Source organism: Erwinia sp. E_sp_B01_1 (assembly GCF_036865545.1).
Taxonomy (GTDB): domain Bacteria; phylum Pseudomonadota; class Gammaproteobacteria; order Enterobacterales; family Enterobacteriaceae; genus Erwinia.
In genome coordinates this window covers 486,340-504,451 of the sequence record NZ_CP142208.1, presented here as the reverse complement: position 1 = coordinate 504,451, position 18,112 = coordinate 486,340, and the positions used below count along the sequence as shown (strand labels likewise).

At 53.3% G+C, this 18,112-nt stretch carries 15 protein-coding genes; 7 read left to right on the top strand and 8 right to left on the bottom strand.

From position 1 onward, the window contains the following. Positions 1-99 precede the first annotated feature (99 nt). From zapG to degS, 3 genes are all read left to right on the top strand, one after another. Positions 100-501: a Z-ring associated protein ZapG gene (gene zapG / locus VRC33_RS02355; protein ID WP_338560475.1), complete on the top strand. Its 402-nt coding sequence runs from the start codon at positions 100-102 to the stop codon at positions 499-501. 111 nt (positions 502-612) lie between these two features. Continuing rightward, positions 613-1,980, top strand: a complete 1,368-nt coding sequence (gene degQ, locus VRC33_RS02350) for a serine endoprotease DegQ (RefSeq protein WP_338560474.1) — start codon at positions 613-615, stop codon at positions 1,978-1,980. A gap of 76 nt (positions 1,981-2,056) precedes the next feature. Continuing rightward, positions 2,057-3,115, top strand: a complete 1,059-nt coding sequence (degS, locus tag VRC33_RS02345; protein WP_338560472.1) for an outer membrane-stress sensor serine endopeptidase DegS — start codon at positions 2,057-2,059, stop codon at positions 3,113-3,115. A 98-nt stretch (positions 3,116-3,213) separates the two neighbouring features. Here the strand turns inward: degS and mdh are convergent, their stop codons facing one another. Continuing rightward, entirely contained in the window at positions 3,214-4,149 is a 936-nt protein-coding gene (gene mdh, locus VRC33_RS02340; protein ID WP_338560471.1) for a malate dehydrogenase, read from the bottom strand. 439 nt (positions 4,150-4,588) lie between these two features. On the opposite strand from mdh, the gene argR reads away from it, so the two are divergent. The 3 genes from argR (at position 4,589) to yhcN (VRC33_RS02325) (ending at position 6,129) form a co-directional block, all read left to right on the top strand. Beyond that, complete coding sequence (gene argR, locus VRC33_RS02335; protein WP_338560469.1) at positions 4,589-5,059, top strand: transcriptional regulator ArgR; 471 nt, start codon at positions 4,589-4,591, stop codon at positions 5,057-5,059. Positions 5,060-5,487: 428 nt separating this feature from the next. Then, positions 5,488-5,751 carry a peroxide/acid stress response protein YhcN gene (yhcN, locus tag VRC33_RS02330; RefSeq protein WP_338560467.1) on the top strand — a complete coding sequence of 88 codons (264 nt, stop codon included), beginning with the start codon at positions 5,488-5,490 and terminating at the stop codon, positions 5,749-5,751. A gap of 108 nt (positions 5,752-5,859) precedes the next feature. Further along, positions 5,860-6,129, top strand: a complete 270-nt coding sequence (gene yhcN / locus VRC33_RS02325) for a peroxide/acid stress response protein YhcN (RefSeq protein WP_338560465.1) — start codon at positions 5,860-5,862, stop codon at positions 6,127-6,129. A gap of 134 nt (positions 6,130-6,263) precedes the next feature. On the opposite strand, the gene VRC33_RS02320 is transcribed toward yhcN (VRC33_RS02325), so the two are convergent. The 5 genes from VRC33_RS02320 to aaeX form a co-directional block, all read right to left on the bottom strand. After that, on the bottom strand, positions 6,264-6,527 hold the full coding sequence (locus VRC33_RS02320) for a hypothetical protein (RefSeq protein WP_338560463.1): 264 nt from the start codon (positions 6,525-6,527) through the stop codon (positions 6,264-6,266). Between the two features lie 52 nt (positions 6,528-6,579). Next, complete coding sequence (locus VRC33_RS02315) at positions 6,580-8,031, bottom strand: NAD-dependent succinate-semialdehyde dehydrogenase (protein WP_338560461.1); 1,452 nt, start codon at positions 8,029-8,031, stop codon at positions 6,580-6,582. Positions 8,032-8,158: 127 nt separating this feature from the next. Next, positions 8,159-10,117 carry a p-hydroxybenzoic acid efflux pump subunit AaeB gene (gene aaeB / locus VRC33_RS02310; protein ID WP_338560459.1) on the bottom strand — a complete coding sequence of 653 codons (1,959 nt, stop codon included), beginning with the start codon at positions 10,115-10,117 and terminating at the stop codon, positions 8,159-8,161. A 13-nt stretch (positions 10,118-10,130) separates the two neighbouring features. Beyond that, on the bottom strand, positions 10,131-11,063 hold the full coding sequence (aaeA, locus tag VRC33_RS02305) for a p-hydroxybenzoic acid efflux pump subunit AaeA (protein ID WP_338560457.1): 933 nt from the start codon (positions 11,061-11,063) through the stop codon (positions 10,131-10,133). Positions 11,064-11,070: 7 nt separating this feature from the next. Then, the gene (aaeX, locus tag VRC33_RS02300) at positions 11,071-11,274 is read right to left on the bottom strand and encodes a p-hydroxybenzoic acid efflux pump operon protein AaeX (RefSeq protein WP_034890367.1); all 204 of its coding nucleotides are present in this window, start codon (positions 11,272-11,274) and stop codon (positions 11,071-11,073) included. Positions 11,275-11,546: 272 nt separating this feature from the next. On the opposite strand from aaeX, the gene aaeR reads away from it, so the two are divergent. Then, positions 11,547-12,464: an HTH-type transcriptional activator AaeR gene (gene aaeR / locus VRC33_RS02295; RefSeq protein ID WP_338560450.1), complete on the top strand. Its 918-nt coding sequence runs from the start codon at positions 11,547-11,549 to the stop codon at positions 12,462-12,464. A gap of 276 nt (positions 12,465-12,740) precedes the next feature. On the opposite strand, the gene tldD is transcribed toward aaeR, so the two are convergent. Then, positions 12,741-14,186, bottom strand: a complete 1,446-nt coding sequence (gene tldD / locus VRC33_RS02290; RefSeq protein ID WP_338560448.1) for a metalloprotease TldD — start codon at positions 14,184-14,186, stop codon at positions 12,741-12,743. A gap of 83 nt (positions 14,187-14,269) precedes the next feature. Then, positions 14,270-18,094: an AsmA2 domain-containing protein YhdP gene (yhdP, locus tag VRC33_RS02285; protein WP_338560446.1), complete on the bottom strand. Its 3,825-nt coding sequence runs from the start codon at positions 18,092-18,094 to the stop codon at positions 14,270-14,272. Positions 18,095-18,112: the final 18 nt, after the last annotated feature.

Below are 18,112 nucleotides of genomic sequence, written 5' to 3'. Positions count from 1 at the left end.
GGATTCCACTTCCATCAGATTAGCGGTTATAGTGGCAGGTAGTGAACTGGCGTTGGCCAGAAGCCCCTACGGAACAACGAAGACAACACGGGAGTTATTATGACCTGGGAATACGCGCTTATTGGGTTGGTAGTTGGATTAATCATCGGCGCGGTGGCAATGCGTTTTGGCAACAGTAAGCTTCGCGAACAGCGCAGCATGCAGTATGAGCTGGAAAAAACCAAAGCTGAGCTGGCCGACTATCGTGAAGAGCTGACCGGCCACTTTGCACAAAGTGCCGAGCTGCTGGATAACATGGCCCGCGACTACCGCCAGCTGTACCAGCATATGGCAAAAGGGTCGAATGACCTGCTGCCAAATCTGCCTGGGGAGAAGAATCCCTTCGCTTACCAGCTGACTGAATCTGAAGCAGATAACGATCAGGTACCCGTTCAGATGCCGCGTGACTATCCGGACAGCGCATCAGGCTTGCTTCGCGGCGATCGTGCTGCACAGAAATAAGCTGAATGAGTACAGGGCGCTTTGCGCCCTTTTTTCTTTCTGAACCAGTTTCACCCACAAGGCCATAATCCTGAGTCCCCTCACCCTTTTGGTAGCGAGAGCGTCGTAGCGATGAAGAAAAAATCCTTACTATTAAGCGCGTTAGCATTGAGTACTGGCATGAACCTGACCCTTGCTCCACAGGCGATGGCTACGCTTCCTGCGCAAATTCAGGGGCAAACCTTGCCCAGCCTGGCCCCGATGCTGGAAAAAGTGCTGCCAGCCGTGGTTAGCGTGCATGTGGAAGGCACCCAGACGAATACTCAGGAAATACCCGAGCCATTGAAGCGCTTCTTTGGTCAGGGTGGGCAGGAAGGCGCGCAGCCCCAGCCTTTTGAAGGTCTCGCTTCTGGCGTGGTTATTGACGCCGAAAAAGGCTACGTGCTGACCAATAATCATGTGGTCAACGGCGCGGATAAGATCAGCGTTCAGTTGAGTGATGGCCGCGAATTTGACGCCAAATTGATCGGCCATGACGAACAAACTGATATCGCCCTGATTCAAATCAGCGGGGCTAAAGGTCTCACTGAGGTCAAAATTGCCAACTCAGACCAGCTGAAAGTGGGTGACTTTGCCGTTGCCATCGGCAACCCGTTTGGCCTGGGCCAGACCGCAACTTCTGGCATAATTTCAGCGTTGGGACGTAGCGGGCTGAATCTGGAAGGGCTGGAGAACTTTATCCAGACCGATGCAGCCATTAACCGCGGTAACTCCGGCGGTGCGCTGGTCAACCTGAACGGTGAACTGATTGGCCTGAATACCGCCATTCTCGCTTCTGCTGGCGGTAATATAGGCATCGGTTTCGCCATTCCCAGCAACATGGCGATGAATCTGGCTCAGCAGTTAATTGAGTTTGGCGAAGTTAAACGGGGTCAGTTGGGCATCAAGGGCACAGAGATGACGGCCGAAATGGCTAAAGCCTTTAACGTGGATGTTCAGCGTGGCGCCTTCGTCAATGAAGTGTTGCCGGGTTCCGCCGCTGCTAAAGCCGGCATCAAAGCGGGTGATATCATTACCAGCCTGGATGATAAGCCGGTTGAGAGTTTTGCTGCCCTGCGCGTGACCATCGGTACCACTGCGCCAGGTAAAGATGTAAAAGTTGGCCTGCTACGTGAAGGTAAGCCTGTGACCGTCACCGTAAAACTTGATACCAGCACTCAGGGCAGCAGCAGCGCAGAACAAATGACGCCTGCGTTGCAGGGCGCCACATTGAGTGATGGTGCGGCGAAGGACGGGACCAAAGGCGTCAACGTTGATGCCGTGGAAAAATCCACGCCGGCAGAACAGTTTGGATTGCAGAAAGGCGATGTCATTGTGGGCCTTAACCGGACCAAAGTGGAAAATCTGGCTGAACTGCGCAAACTGCTGGAGGCCAAACCACCGTTACTGGCCCTGAACGTTATTCGGGGTGATGAGAGCATCTATCTGCTTTTACGTTAAATCATGATGCGGACACCTGCGTGTCCGCTTAACTCATGTTATCCTGCCCAAAGTTATCCACTCACCTGTTAAAGCCATGTTTCCTAAACTTTTGCGTTCAGTGCTTCTTGGCCTTGTGGTTGCGGGTCTTCTGCTGGCGGCCCTGCCGGCATTAAGGATCGGCAGTGACTTTTTCGCCCAAAAAGATGACAGTGCCGATCAGACGCCGGTCAGCTACAACCCGGCCGTGCGACGAGCCGCTCCTGCGGTAGTGAACGTGTATAACCGCAGTGCCAATGCCTCCGCTGATAACCTTGAGATACGCACGCTGGGATCCGGAGTAATCATGGATGCCCGCGGCTACATTCTGACTAACAAGCATGTTATCAATGATGCCGATCAGATCATCGTGGCGCTGCAGGATGGACAAATTTTCGAAGCGATGCTGGTGGGGTCGGACAGTCTTACCGATCTTGCGGTCCTGAAGATCACAGCTTCCGGGCTGCCTGTTATTCCAATCAACCCTAAACGCACCGCTCACATTGGCGATCTGGTGATGGCGATCGGTAACCCCTATAACATCGGCCAGACCGTGACCCAGGGGATTATCAGCGCAACTGGCCGTGTGGGATTAAGCCCCTCCCGTTATCAAAACTTTCTGCAAACTGATGCCTCAATCAACAAAGGCAACTCCGGTGGAGCGCTGATCAATTCGCTGGGCGAACTGATGGGCATAAACACGCTCTCATTTGATAAAAGTAATGATGGTGAGACGCCGGAAGGGATTGGCTTTGCTATACCAACCGCTCTGGCGGTTAAGATTATGGATAAATTAATTCGTGATGGCCGCGTAATCCGTGGTTTTATCGGCATCAGTGGCCGGGAAGTCCCTCAGATGCATGGGCAGAACAGCGGTCTGGATCATATTCAGGGGATCGTGGTAACTAACGTTGCCCAGGGTGGGCCAGCGGCCAAAGCGGGCTTACAGGTGAATGATGTTATCACCAGTGTGAACCATAAACCGGCGATCTCTGCTGTGGAAACCATGGATCAGGTAGCTGAAATCCGGCCGGGAACGGTGATTGATGTTGATATCATGCGCAACGACCAAAAGATGAAATTGCCAGTCACCGTACTGGAATATCCGGGAAATTAATCGATATCCTGCGCAACATCAGAAGATGAAGCTGCCAGTAGCCAGATTGAACACGGCGATAAATGAAAGGGCCAGCGATTGCTGGCCCTGTAGCAGGGTTATTTAACGAACTCTTCGCCCAGCGTAATATCTTTCTTCAGCGTTTCCAGCATGCCTTCTAAAGACTGCTTTTCAAATGCGCTCAGCGTTCCAATGGGCTGGCGTTCAATAATCCCCGTTTTACCCAGCAGCAGCGGCTGAGAGAAGAAACGGGCATACTCGCCATCGCCTTCAACGTAGGCACATTCCACAACATTGCTTTCGCCCTTCAACGCCCGCACCAGTGAAAGACCAAACTTAGCTGCAGCCTGGCCCATCGACAGCGTAGCAGACCCGCCACCCGCTTTAGCCTCAACCACTTCCGTACCGGCATTCTGAATACGTTTAGTCAGATCGGCCACTTCCTGATCGGAGAAACTGACGCCTGGGATCTGTGACAGCAGAGGAAGAATAGTCACGCCTGAGTGTCCACCTACCACAGGGATATTCAGCCCGGCAGGGTCTTTGCCTTTCAGCTCAGCAACAAAAGTATTGGAACGAATAATATCCAGCGTGGTAACGCCAAACAGTTTGTTTTTGTCGTATACGCCAGCCTTTTTCAGCACTTCAGCAGCAATTGCCACGGTGGTGTTGACCGGGTTAGTGATGATCCCTATCAGGGCTTTCGGGCTGGTGCTGGCAACCTGTTCAATCAGATTGCGCACGATACCGGCGTTGACATTGAACAGATCGGAGCGGTCCATACCAGGTTTACGCGCCACGCCGGCAGAAATCAGCACAACGTCAGCGCCCTGAAGGGCCGGGGTGGCATCTTCGCCACTGAATCCTTTGATTTTTACGTCGGTAGGGATATGGCTCAAATCTACTGCCACGCCAGGCGTAACAGGAGCGATGTCATACAGGGAGAGTTCTGAACCTGCAGGAAGCTGGGTTTTAAGCAGAAGTGCGAGAGCCTGGCCAATACCGCCAGCTGCGCCGAGAACTGCAACTTTCATCCTAAACTCCTTATTATAGTGTGCGTGATGTGTCGAAAATCTCTCTGGTCAGGAACATAGACGACCCGGAAGGTCTTAGCGAATGCCATCATGTTATTTTGAGCCCTCAGGCCCAAAAAACGCCGAAGCGGGTGAGATTGACCGCATTATAAGAAACGCTGTTCGTAACCCAGTGCAGACAACATATTCTACTTTTACATTACACCCTTAGCGCTTATCTGAACAACATCATTTTAATAACATTCTGTTTACTTTTCGTACTACCGCTCTGTTATTAAGCCCGTTTTTTTCAGCACAAAGTTTGGTAAACTGCGTCTCTGTCTGCCCGGGATGGCGGAACACCGCAAGGATTTATTGCATAAAAATTCACTTCACTGCATAATCATGTTCTGTCCCGCCGGGGCCACCCCCTTTATTTCTGACTTTTTCGCGGAAGCCTATGCGTAACCCATCAAAACAAGAAGATCTGATTAAAGCGTTCAAAGCGCTATTAAAAGAAGAGAAGTTCAGCTCGCAGGGCGAGATTGTTGCCGCACTGCAGGAAGATGGCTTCGACAATATTAATCAGTCAAAAGTGTCACGCATGCTTACCAAGTTCGGTGCTGTCCGCACGCGCAATGCCAAAATGGAAATGGTCTATTGCCTGCCTGCAGAACTCGGCGTGCCTACCACAACCAGCCCGCTGAAAAATCTGGTTCTGGATATCGACTATAACGATGCCCTGGTGGTGATCCACACCAGTCCGGGCGCCGCTCAGTTGATTGCCCGCATGCTTGACTCACTGGGTAAAGCTGAAGGGATTCTGGGAACCATTGCAGGCGATGACACCATCTTTGTTACGCCAGCGAGAGCGTTTACTGTGAAGCAGTTATATGAGGCGATCCTCAAACTGTTTGAACAGGAGCTGTAAGAAGTTTCAGTTATACCCGCAGGGATAACTCTTCAGTAGCCCGAAGGATTTTCAAAAGCCGACGCCCGTCGGCTTTGTAATTTCTGCTCTCTCCGTCCCATCCTGCCAGAACAATCGTCTGCTTCAATCGCCCTACGACAGAGTGATGAAACTGGATACTCTCGTCTCACGGTGTGATCCACCACAAATAAGCGCACAAATGGCTAAATTCACATATCCGTATGTTTTTACATGGAATTAACATGAGCTGCACAACTTATAAGCGTTTTTTATAACAGAAGGTTATTAAAAAGCAGCGAAATGATAAATAACCACAACAAAACATTATTAGCTTGCTATTAATTTTTTACGTTATCAGATCTATACTTATTTTCGTGATGAGAATCACAGTAAACAGAAAGATAAAAATACACTACGAGGAATAGATCATGAATATTAAAACTACTGTAGCTACCCTGAGCGTACTTTCCGCCCTCTCTTTTGGTGCTTTTGCAGCTGAATCTGTCAACGCGGATCAGGCGCAAAATCTGCAAGCAGTCGGCACCATCTCCGTGAGTGGCGTATCAGGCTCACCGATGAGCATTCGTCAGCAGCTGAGCCAGAAAGCCGATGCACAGGGCGCTTCTGCTTACCGTGTGGTGGAAGCCCGCCTTGATGGCAACTATCACGCTACAGCCGAGCTGTACAAATAAGCCGTTGAGACCAGCAATTACCTCTACCTTACAGACCGGTAACCCCAGGAATAAAAATCGCCTTCGAGCCCTTTCGGTTACCGCTCACCCTTACCCGGAGTATTTATTATGAAAACCAAATTAGCCATTGCCGTACTCAGCCTTGCTTCCGTCCTCTCCTTCGGTGCCAGCGCTGCACATCTCGTCACCGATCAGCAGGTTAGCAGTCAGAATCTGCAATCCATGGGCACCATCAGCGTCAGCGGTATTGATGCGGCACCAACGGATATCCGTCAGGAACTTTCGCAGAAAGCCGATAAAGAAGGCGCCAGCTCTTACCGTGTGATTGAGGCCTATACCAACGGCAACTACCACGCCACGGCAGAGTTGTATAAATAACAGAGGCCAGCAGCGCGTCGTCGAAGCCCGCAATTACCCTCGCTGGCATGCCACTGCAAAAATTTGAAAGTATTCCTCGTCAGTATGACGAACCTTTTGGCCCCGCTCGCCGGGGCCTTTTTTGTCTCTGTCCTTCAGCGAACATTAAAGCGCAGAAGGCCTTCCTGCTCCTCTTCCGCTTCATCAAACAATAAAATCAGCGCACCATAACGCCGTTTCTGCCCTGTTCCTAAATGGATAAATTCAATCCCCAGCGGCACGGGTAGCGCGCTAACTGCATCCCACAAACTGTCTAAATCGGTGACGGCCAAATCGGCCAGCGCAAAACGTTCGCTGAACTGCCGGAAAAAATGCGCCTGATCGACTATCTCATCAAAATCAAAAATCTCTGTTCTCATACTGGCCGCTCCACAAGGCAGACGGTTGGGCGGCGGGACGCCGCCCGGTGAGTTACAGTCCCCCAATATGCAGGGCTTTTACCTCTAAATACTCTTCAAGCCCCAGCACCGATCCTTCACGCCCCAGCCCGGACTCTTTCACACCGCCAAACGGGGCAAGTTCAGTAGAAACGGCACACTCATTTATGCCGACCATACCACTTTCTAATGCGGCTGAAACACGGAATACCCGCTGCAGGTTCTGGGTGTAAAAGTAAGCTGCCAGGCCAAATTCGGTATCATTGGCCCGCCGGATGACATCATCTTCATCATCAAAGCGGAAGCAGGCTGCAACCGGCCCAAAAGTCTCTTCTCTGGCGAGCTTCATCTTTTCATTCGCCTCTGCTATCACCGTTGGCTGCCAGAAGTTACCGCCCAGAGCATGACGCGCGCCACCCGTGACAATTTTGCCACCGTTGGCGACCGCATCCTTCACGTGTTCTTCAACCTTCTCAACCGCGGCAGCTTCAATCAGGGGCCCTACGATCACCCCTTCATCCATACCGTTACCCACTTTGAGTTTACTGACTTCCTCTGCCAGCTGTCTGACAAAGCGGTCATAAATCGAATTGTGGATAAAGAAGCGGTTCACGCTGACGCAGACCTGGCCGGCATTACGGAATTTATTGGCAATGGCCCCTTTTACGGCGGCGTCAATATCCGCATCGTCGAAGACGATATAGGGCGCATTACCACCAAGTTCCATAGAGACCTTTTTCATGGTTTCAGCCGCGTTACGCATCAGAAGTTTGCCCACGGCGGTGGATCCGGTGAACGAAATTTTCCTGACGGCTTTGCTGGCCATAATCGCATCGCTGATGGCATGCGTGTCCCCGGCTACGGCATTCAGTACCCCCTCTGGTACACCCGCTTTTTTTGCCAGCATCACCAGAGCAAAAGCCGACAGCGGCGTATTGTTGGCCGGCTTAATAATTCCGGTACAACCAGCGGCAAGCGCAGGGCCAAGCTTGCGGGTCAGCATCGCCATCGGGAAGTTCCAGGGTGTGATGGCAGCCACCACGCCAATGGGTTCGCGGGTTGCCAGAATACGTGAGCCGGTTTTTGCCGGGGGGATAATCTCCCCGTTGGCACGTTTAGCCTGCTCAGCGAACCACTGAATGAAGCTGGCGGCGTACTCAACTTCTCCTTCAGCTTCTTTGACCGGCTTGCCCTGTTCAGCCGTCATCAACTTACCGAGCCAGACCTTGTTGTCGATCATCAGTTGATACCAGCGATAGAGAATTTCACTGCGCTCTTTCGCGGTTTTAGCACGCCAGGCCGGGAAGGCTTTTTCCGCTGCCGCGATGGCCTGTTCTGTCTCTTTTTTACCGGCTTTAGCCACCTGAGCTATCACTTCTCCGGTGGCAGGATTAAGGACATCAAAAGTTGATGCGCTTTGCTGCCACTGGCCATCAGCAAAATAACCGGTCTGGAATAATTCATTGTCCTGAAGGGAGGTGCTCATTATCTTCTCCTGAGTGGTTTGCCATCCTGAATAAATAAGTATAGATGGCACACATTATCCCGGTATGAACCAGGCAGGGAGAAACGGGAATGGGAAAACGCTGATACAGTCCTGTATCAGCGTAAAGTCAGATTTGGATGAGGGTGTTCTGGTACTTTTTCAACATATCGGCCAGCCTTTGCACCGGCTCGGTCACGCCCAGCGGCGCCTCGTAGTGACGCAGTTTTTCCTGATAGATATCTAATTCGGCCAGAAGACGTTCAAAATACCTGCGTCGTTTTGCATCGCTGCTGGCCGAGATCACCCGGTCAGCCGTGTGACGCAACTGCTTATGCCAGGCCGACAACTCTTCATTAACCGGAATCTCCGCATCTCTGAGACGCTGATGACCAATGATCAGCGTCAGGGCAATACGGAATTTGTCGATGTCGCCAGGGAACATATTCAGCAGCATAAAGAGCTGATGATAGAGCGCAGGGAGATGGTTTTCCCTGCGTCGGACCTGATTGGTGGTCATGGCAGAAACGGCGGCATACATAAAGCGGTTGAGCAAGGTGCGGCCGGTACGGGCTTTGGAGGTGTCGCGGATCAACAGGATAACCAACAGGGCCAGGAAGCAGCCGATGGCCTGTCCCAGGGCATTATCCAGAAATACGCTGACGTTGAAGGTCATCGGATTATCCAGCGTGAGGATATTGATAGTGCCTACCAGCGCGCCGAGCGTACCAATCTGCCGCCGCTGGATCAGGATCCCACCAATAAATGCCATTACGCCCAGCGCAATACAGAGCAACAGCATACTTTGCTGGGTGCCCGGCATGATCACCATGTAGTAGAGCGACCCGAGTGGGATCGCCACGATCATGCCGTAGAGAAAATCCTTGGCCATCATCAGTGGATTTGGCATTCGCATTGCCAGCGCGGTAATGACCGCCAGCATCACCATCGCCCCGCTTCCCGAAGTCCAGCCGCTCCATAACCAGAACAGCGATCCTACAGCGGTGGCAACAAATGTCCGGATACCGTTGATCAGTGCATGACGGGTTTCAGCAGAACGGACTTTTACAACCGGCTCCTCATCCAGCACTTCCTGTTCAATGCGGCTGATGCTGCTGTTGGTGTGGATACCCTTCAACAGCAGAAGATAACGCGTTGAGGCAACCACCCAGTTGCGGAGAGTCACCGGGGTATTTTTACTGCCGCTGACACTGATCACCCTGCGCATAATTTTCATACGCTTATGGATATCGCCAATGCTCTCTACCGGCTTTTCAAAGAAGATATGGAACTGCGGGGGCACATATTCCTGACGGGAATTCTGGATCAGAAAGGTTTCAGCTGCCTGGGTGATCAGAGTCAGCGAAAGCGTATTCAGCGCACGCATCCGGCGATCAATTTTCTGCCAGCGACTGGATTCCATCATCAGATTGCCGCGCATACCGTTCAATGCGGCGGTTCGCCGTACCAGCCCTGTCCAGAGTTTATCCACCTCTTCTCTGTAACCATGCGCCACACACAGCTGCATCAGCTTGTACTGATCCACCAGCAGGGCATCAATTTCCCGATCAATATCCTGCTTAATGGAGCGGGGAGAAAACAGCATATCTGCAAGGATGGCGCAGACTATCCCGATAATGATTTCACTGCAGCGCTCGACCGCAAACTGCGGAGCAAGCAGCACCGACCCGTTGGCATCCACGCTGACCACAATGATCAGGGCGGTATAACCAGCCAGGCCCAGCGCATAGGAGTTTTCAATTTTGATCAGCGAAGAGAGCCAGACGCAAAATCCGGCCCACAGGCAGCACAGCAGCAGCATCACCACCGGCGCCCGGATGGTGGCAATCATGATCACCAGGGCCGCCAGGCACCCCAGGAACGTCCCGATTATGCGCAGCATGCCGCGATGGCGAAGCGCGCCAGAGAAAGGATCGCCACCGGCAGCAAATGCGGTTCCTCCTGCCACGATACAGGCCGTCATAACCGCCCAGCGAGGCGTTTCCAGATTGAAATGAAAACCGATCAGCAACGCCAGCAAAATGGCAAAGGTAAGCTTGATCGGGAACCGTAAACGGTGCCACTGCATAATGCGCTCCTGCTTAGCCGAACTCACGCAGGCGATGCATCAGTTTCATCATCGGGGACATATCTTCAGGCTGACGATCTTTGGCGCCGGTCACCACAACGGTGGCCGTAGTCCCTGAAGGATAAAGGTTGCCCTGCTGCGCATCCAGGTGAATACGCACCGGAACCCGCTGTGCCAGACGAACCCACTCCAGATTCGAATCAATGGTCGCCATCCCTTTAGCGTCAATAGTGCTGCTGCTGTTGGTCACACCGGCAGCAACGCTGTCTACCCAGCCATGCAGAACGCGGTTGCTTCCCAGCGGGGTGATTTCCACCCGGTAACCCGGACGAACGCCATCAAGTTTGGTCTCTTCCATATAGGCCAGCACATAGAATGTATGTTGTTGAACCAGGGCTACGGCCGTGGAACCCCGGGTGATGAACTCACCCCGGTAGACGTTGAGGTTAGTCACCCAGCCATCCGCAGGGGCTTTAACAACGGTACGATCCAGATCCAGCTTAGCGGTATCGCGGGTTGCCACAGATTTTGCCAGCTGATGCTCGGAGGTCTGGTAATCGTTGTTGGATTGTTCGATAGCCTCGCGTGACATCGCGGAGACGCCAAGCTGATTACGGCGGGAGGCTTCGCGGCGTTTCTCGCTGACCAGCGCCTGATAGTAAGCCACATCGGCTTCAGCTTCGTTCAGAGCCTGCTGATAGCGAGGCTGATCGACCACAAACAGCACCTGGTCTTTTTTCACCAGCTGGTTATCGTGCACGCGAACATCAGTGATGAGCCCGCTGACGTCAGGCGCAATCGCCACCACATCAGCCGTGAATTTGGCATCGCGAGTCCAGGGAGATTCGGTGTAGAAAACCCATGCGCGGAAAATAACGATGACGGCAATGACAACCAGAATCAGGGTTATGGCATACCGGGAAATTTTTGTAGTTAGCGCTTTCACTATGACCTCAGACAAACAATCGGGAAACCAGGTAGAACAGGCAGCAGTAGAGTGCTGTATTAAACAGTGCAGGATGCCAGACCAGGTCATAGATCCCGGTGGGCGTGAGCAGTCGACGCACCAGCCAGAACAGCATCAGTGACACAATAATTTCAAAGAATATGGGCGGGAAGGAGAGCCCAAATATTACGATAACCGGAAGCACACTCATCTCTTATCCTTGTCAGTACCTTACCGGGTTCACGCCATACACAAATCACCTCCCCTTCAGGGGTGGTTGCTGTTTTACAGGTTGATGATGATAGAGTGACACACGAGCTGTCAGATAATCATAACCGGCGCTCATTGAATAATAGCGTATTCAGGAGCCAGCATCAGGCGAGTAGGGTTACGAAAGAGTGACCCGGCGGTGCTATAGTAACGCGCCCGACTATATGTTTTCTACCTAATGTGATCTAAATCACTTTTAAGCCAGAGTTAATAATGGAAAGACTGAAGGGAATGTCCGTTTTCGCACGGGTAGTGGAGCTGGGATCCTTTACCGCAGCGGCCCAACGGCTACAGATGAGCGTCTCTGCTGTCAGCCAGAGTGTGGCCAGACTGGAGAATGAGCTGCAGGTAAAATTGCTGAACCGCAGCACCCGCAGTCTGGGCCTGACTGAAGCCGGGAAAATTTACTTCCAGGGCTGTCGGCGCATGATGTCTGAAGCGCAGCAGGTTCATGAACAGCTCTATGCGTTTAATAACACGCCGGTAGGGACGTTACGCATTGGCTGCTCCTCGACCATGGCCCAGAACGTGCTGGCCAATATGACCGCTGAGATGCTGAAAGAGTATCCGGGGTTAACGGTCAATCTTGTTACCGGCAGTCCGGCACCCGATCTGATTGCCGACGGGCTGGATCTGGTTATACGTGTGGGTGCCCTGCAGGATTCCAGCCTGTTTTCACGCCGTCTGGGATCGATGCCCATGGTGGTCTGCGCGGCTAAAAGCTATCTGATGCAGCATGGCATACCGGAAAAACCCTCCGATATCGGCAATTTTTCCTGGCTTGAATACAGCGTTCGTCCTGACAACGATTTTGAACTGACATCGCCGGAAGGAAACTCAATTCGCCTCTCTCCTCAGGGGCGCTTTGCCACCAATGACTCACAAACCCTCATCCGCTGGCTGGTGGCCGGAACCGGTATCGCCTATGTGCCGTTGATGTGGGTGATTGAAGAAATCAACGCCGGAAAGGTGGAGATCCTCTTCGCGCATTATCAGTCCGACCCGAGGCCGGTCTACGCGGTCTACACCCAAAAGGACAAACTGCCGCTGAAAGTTCAGGTCTGCATTAACTATCTGACCGAGTATTTCGACAAAGTAGCGGATATTTACCAGGAATCCCGGCAGGAATAGTCGGCTGAACGGGCTTCCGAAACACGGCCAGAACAGGCGAGATTCAGGGAAAGGATGTTGCAGAAAAGCCGAAAGCAAAAGGGACGATTTCTCGCCCCTTTAGGTTATTGACAAAGTGCAGGCTCAGGGAGCATATGCCTCTCACAAAGACGCAAAAAGCGCCGTCCCTGCCAGCTCAGCACGGGCCGTCCATGGCCCGTGATGCTTTGCTCAAGGCATATGCTCCCATCGCTTCGGGGTTCGGGAACAGTCTTAAGGTACCCATCGCCCGCCGGACTAAGCTGTGCCGCCTACCGTCAGTTTATCCAGCTTCAGAGTAGGCTGGCCTACACCAACCGGCAGGCTCTGGCCCTCTTTACCACAAACCCCGACGCCTTTATCCAGCGCCAGATCGTTACCGACCATGGAAATTTGCTGCATCGCTTCAATGCCGGAACCAATCAGCGTGGCACCTTTCACCGGTTTGGTGACTTTGCCGTTCTCGATCAGATAAGCCTCTGAGGTAGAGAACACAAACTTGCCGGAGGTGATATCCACCTGACCGCCACCAAAGTTCGGCGCATAGAGGCCGTATTCAACGCTTTCGATGATGTCCTGCGGTGTGGATTTACCGGCGAGCATATAGGTATTCGTCATGCGCGGCATCGGCAGATGTGCATAAGATTCACGGCGGCCATTGCCGGTCGGTTTAACGCCCATCAGCCGCGCGTTAAGTTTGTCCTGCATGTAGCCTTTAAGAATGCCGTTTTCAATCAGCATATTGTACTGGCCGGGCACACCCTCATCATCAATAGCCAGAGAGCCGCGCAGGCCATCAAGGGTGCCGTCATCCACAATAGTACAGAGCTCAGACGCCACCAGCTGCCCCATCTGTCCGCTAAAGACAGAGGTGCCACGCCGGTTGAAATCCCCTTCCAGGCCGTGACCTACGGCTTCATGCAGCAGCACGCCCGGCCAGCCCGCGCCCAGCACCACAGGGATAGTCCCGGCAGGTGCAGCCACGGCATTCAGATTGACCAGCGCCATCCGCACCGCTTCACGAGCCCAGGCTTCAGCCCGGACTTCGCCGGATTCATCGGCCAGGAAAAACTCATAGCCGAAACGACCGCCGCCGCCGCTGGAGCCGCGCTCACGCTTGCCATTCTCTTCAACCTGAACGCTGACAGAGAGACGAACCAGCGGACGAATATCCGAGGCCAGCGTGCCGTCAGTCGCCGCTACCAGAACCAGTTCGTAAACGCCGCTCAGGCTGGCGGAAACTTCCTGCACGCGCTTATCTGCAGCGCGTGCTGCGCTGTCGACACGGTGCAATAACGCAATTTTTTCTTCACGCGTCAGGCTCTGTAACGGATCCCGATCGGAATAGAGCGAACGGTTCATCACCGCGCCGAGCGTATGAGATTTACCGTTGCCCTGTTCACGCACAATGCTGCGTGCGGCAGTGGCGCTCTGTGTCAGGGCATTCAGCGTGATTTGGTCCGCATAGGCAAACCCGGTTTTTTCACCGCTGACGGCGCGCACGCCAACACCCTGGTCAATATTCCAGGAGCCGTCTTTAATGATGCGATCTTCCAGCACCCAGGACTCATGAAAGCTTGACTGGAAATAGAGGTCAGCATAATCCAGTTTACGTTCAGACAGCTGACCGAGAAGGGAAAAGAGATCCTGTTGATTTATGTTGTTAGCAGTCAGTAACTGCTCACTTACCAGATTCAGACTCATGAATTCTCGCTCTGTTTGGATGAGCCAGGCACCGCTGGCATCGCATATCTATAGCCTGCGGCAATTCGCAGGTCACGTCAAATTCACTTCGCGCTCTTTTCCCGGGGCTTACGCAGGACTTCGTCGATTTCGGGCTTATCGATTGGCCCGGAAATGTGGTAGCGCAGCACCGAAATTTTATTCCACAATGGCCCAAGGACTTTACTGGCGGCAAAGACCGCCGCGCCCACTACCGGGTTAACAGCAAAGGCTGCTGCCACGCCCACCGTCGCGGAGATTTCCGGGGCGACCACCGCTTCCATATCTATTTGTCTTTTCACCAGGTCCATCTTCCCTTTCATGGCAATATCCGCTTCCAGCCCATCTACCAGCAGATTGTCGGTGTGCATTACCCCTTTTTCAATCCATGCGGTGCCATTAATGGAGTCAAAATAGAAGCCCTGGCTGAAGGTGTCACTGAAATCCAGCCGCAGTTTACGCAGCAGGGCATCAATACTGACCAACCGTAATAGCTGACCGGCTCTGCCGGTATTCACATCCGCAATCTGCCCCGCACCAAAATGCGTTTTGAGTAAGCCGCTCAGGGTAGCTTCGGAGGGCTGCCACGGCGCAGATTGCCAGTGAAGGTCATAATCAATATTGAAAGGCGCATCCCGCAGCGGCGAGTTCATGCCAAACCAGTTAGTGGCATCATTGATTTTCCTGCCGCTGAGCACGCCTTTGAGCGCCGTGCGCTGTGCGCCTGGACGGTTAACCCATTCACCTTCAACTTTCAGCTTCGAGTTTCCGGTATCAATCAGTCCGTTGTTCAGGGTCAGGGTGTCACGCGTATGGCTGAGATCGGCTTTCATCCGGCCAAACTTTTGTCCACGCAGCCAGCATTCATCGCAGGTGACTGCCAGTACAGGCCAGGTACTGAAATCAACGGCAGTGGCATCGCCAGGCAGAGGAGAATCTCCCGCCGTTGCAGGCCACTCCGGGTTGTAATAGAGGTAATTAAGATGAGCCACCCAGGGTGAACGCTGATTCATCTCCAGCGTGGCGTCGATCTCTTTCCCCTTAGCCTGAATCCGGGTATCGCCGGAAACAGTCTGGCTTAGCGTTGCATTCAGCTCATGCCATTGCTGCCCTCCCAGCGTCAGCTCTGGTGTGCGCAGAGTGATATTACCCGGAATATAAGCCAGGCCCTGACGGGTCTGCTCAGTAGAAACGGTTGCTGAACCTTTACCCGCCCCCTTGCTGTTGAACAGGCCCAGCCAGGCTTCGCCATCCAGCGGCGGCAGATTCAGCACCATGCCGTTCGTTTCAGGCAGGGCCGGGAGACTTTTGGCGTGATTTTCCCAGATGCCCCGATCCACCTTAAGCTGTTTGCCCAGCAGCCACTGGCTGTTGAAACGGTTGTCGTCACCTACCAGTCCGCTGAGGTTGAGACTGTCCAGGTTACCTTTGACAGCAATTTTCACCGGCATCGCCTTACCCCTGGCTTTATCGAGAGGAGCAGGTAAGTGACTGCTTACATTTTTCAGCTCCCCCTCCAGAGCAACCTGGTAATTCGCCCCGCCGCCATGCGGCAGATTGATGAGCACATTGCTTTTCCAGCTGGCATTTCCGTTCAATTGCTCACGCAGCTTCGCGGGAACCACATCCATCTCGCCTGGCTGCCAGTCGCCCTTCAGGTCAATATCCACCTGATAGTTCTTTTCACCCTCAAGCGTATCGAAGCTGACATCAATGGGCTGCCCGAACCAGGTGGCGGTCATGGGATCGCTCTTCAGATCGCCATTGTCATAAGTAAAATGCCCGTTAAGTGCTCTGACTGTGCTGCTCAGAGGTTTAATAAACAGATCATTATTCTTCAGATTCACATCACCGGTTGCACGAACCTGCTGACCATCCAGCGGAATATCCAGATGTAAGCGACCACTTACATCGCCGCCAATCTGCAGTTCATCCAGAGCGGCGCCTAATGATGGCTTAAGTGGCGACTGGTTAAAGTAGTTGCCAATCTCTTTACCTGAGCCGCTGATATCTCCATCAACGATCAGCTTCTCTTTTAAATAATCCGGGATGACCGCAGAAATATTCCTGCCGTTGACCTCTCCCAGCTTCGCTTCGTCAGCCTTCATAAACAGGCCATCGTTAACGAAATCCAGGTTGATATCGAGGTTTTGCAAATCCGGCCAGCCTGGCTGGAACTGATAGGTCGCTTTTTTCAACGGCACCCAGACTTCAAACATGCCGTCATTATGCTTAAACGGGAATAAATGCGGATTTCCGGCGAAAATCAGCGAGGCATTTTGCACCTGACCGCCTTTGATCGCGCCACTGAGGTAGTTCACCAGCGAGGTCCCCATCAGCGGCTGGGGGAAGTAACGCCAGGCATCACCGGCATCGGTAACGTTGATGCCTGCCAGAATATCCAGGCGGGGAGCCTTGTCCTTCGGCTGAGCGTAGGTAAAGTCACCCTTCGCCCATAATGAACGGGCTTTTACATCCAGCTGATGACCGGCCAGGGTGAAGTGGTCTTTTGCATACTGCCAGTCCAGAGAACCTTTCGCCTGCTCTATCTCAAGAGGGGCGCGGAACATTGAGCCGTAGGGCAGGCTGGCACTGGACAGATTGAAATCCACCCGCCCTTTTGCAACTCCACCGGAGAGTGCGCCGCTGAAATGTTCCATTCCTGGCAACAGTTCCCAGTGCTGCCAGCTTAAATCACGCCAGCTGGCCTGGAAGCGGCTTTGTTCGGGCTGCTGCAGGGGAATATCTACCGCCAGCGCCTCGATCCGCCCTTTGGGTTGCAGAGAACGCCAGTTCTCCAGCAGCGTGGGGGTTAATTTTGCGAACAATGGGATCAGCGGGTCAAGCCGCTCCAGATCCAGTTGCGTGGCGCGTACGCGGATTTCCTGATTGTGATCCGGACCGGGCAACAGACCATTTTCCGGCTGCCACAACACAGAAAGCTGCCCTTCAGGCCAGGCCTTGCCATCCGTCACCAGGTTGGTCTGCGGCACCTCAATACGCCAGCCGCTATTGAAACGGGCGATATGGGCAGTCACATCGTCGACGGTAAGCTGATGCGATTGTTTATCGCCCTGCCAGCTTGCGCCCCCTTTCTTCAGCTGGATATCGCCATCATAAATTTCGCCCTCTTTCAGGCTCATCCAGGCCGCCAGGCTGAACCGGGCGCTGTCCAGGCTGGTATTGTCACGCATCCACTGGCCCAGCCAGGGTTTCACATCCACGTCGTCAGCCTGCATCCAGACCCGGCCAGTATCGAGATAACCATTGCTGTCACTCAGATCCAGGCGAACCTGCACTTCGCCATGCTGCCCGGTGAAGCTGGAAAGGCTTACGATACCTTCCGCACGGTGGCGATTTTTTTCGTTCAGCCAGGTTAGCTGTGGAATATCCAGGCGGGCACGCTGACCAGAAAGCGTGAGGAAACTGATATGGCTGTCGCGCAGGTCGAAGTGATCGAACTGTCGCAGGAAGAGATCGCTGAATTTGCCTGGTTCAAGCTGCACTTTGCTGCCATCGTCAGAGGTCAGGGGTTTACTGGTTTTCAGATTCAGTTGATAAAAGGTAAGGTCGCGGAACTGCCAGCGGAGGTGGAGCGCTGACTGCCAGATATCCAGCGCCAGAGTAATGCGATCGGCCTTCAGCTCATCGCCCTCTTTCAGGGCAACATGCAAATCTTTGATTTCCAGAACGGGCCCGAAATTTTCCCAGGTGCCATTCAGGGCGCTGGCCTGTACCGGCATCCCCGTAGAGGAGGAAACTGTCTCCAGCAGAGGTTCGCGCCAGCTATTGAGGTGAGGCATCACCAGACGCAGCCCACTCACCATCAGCGCAATAATCACCACGATTATTGCACCGGTGAGTAGCAGGATTCCTGGTAGTCGCCTCACACACTTCTCCTTGTGTCG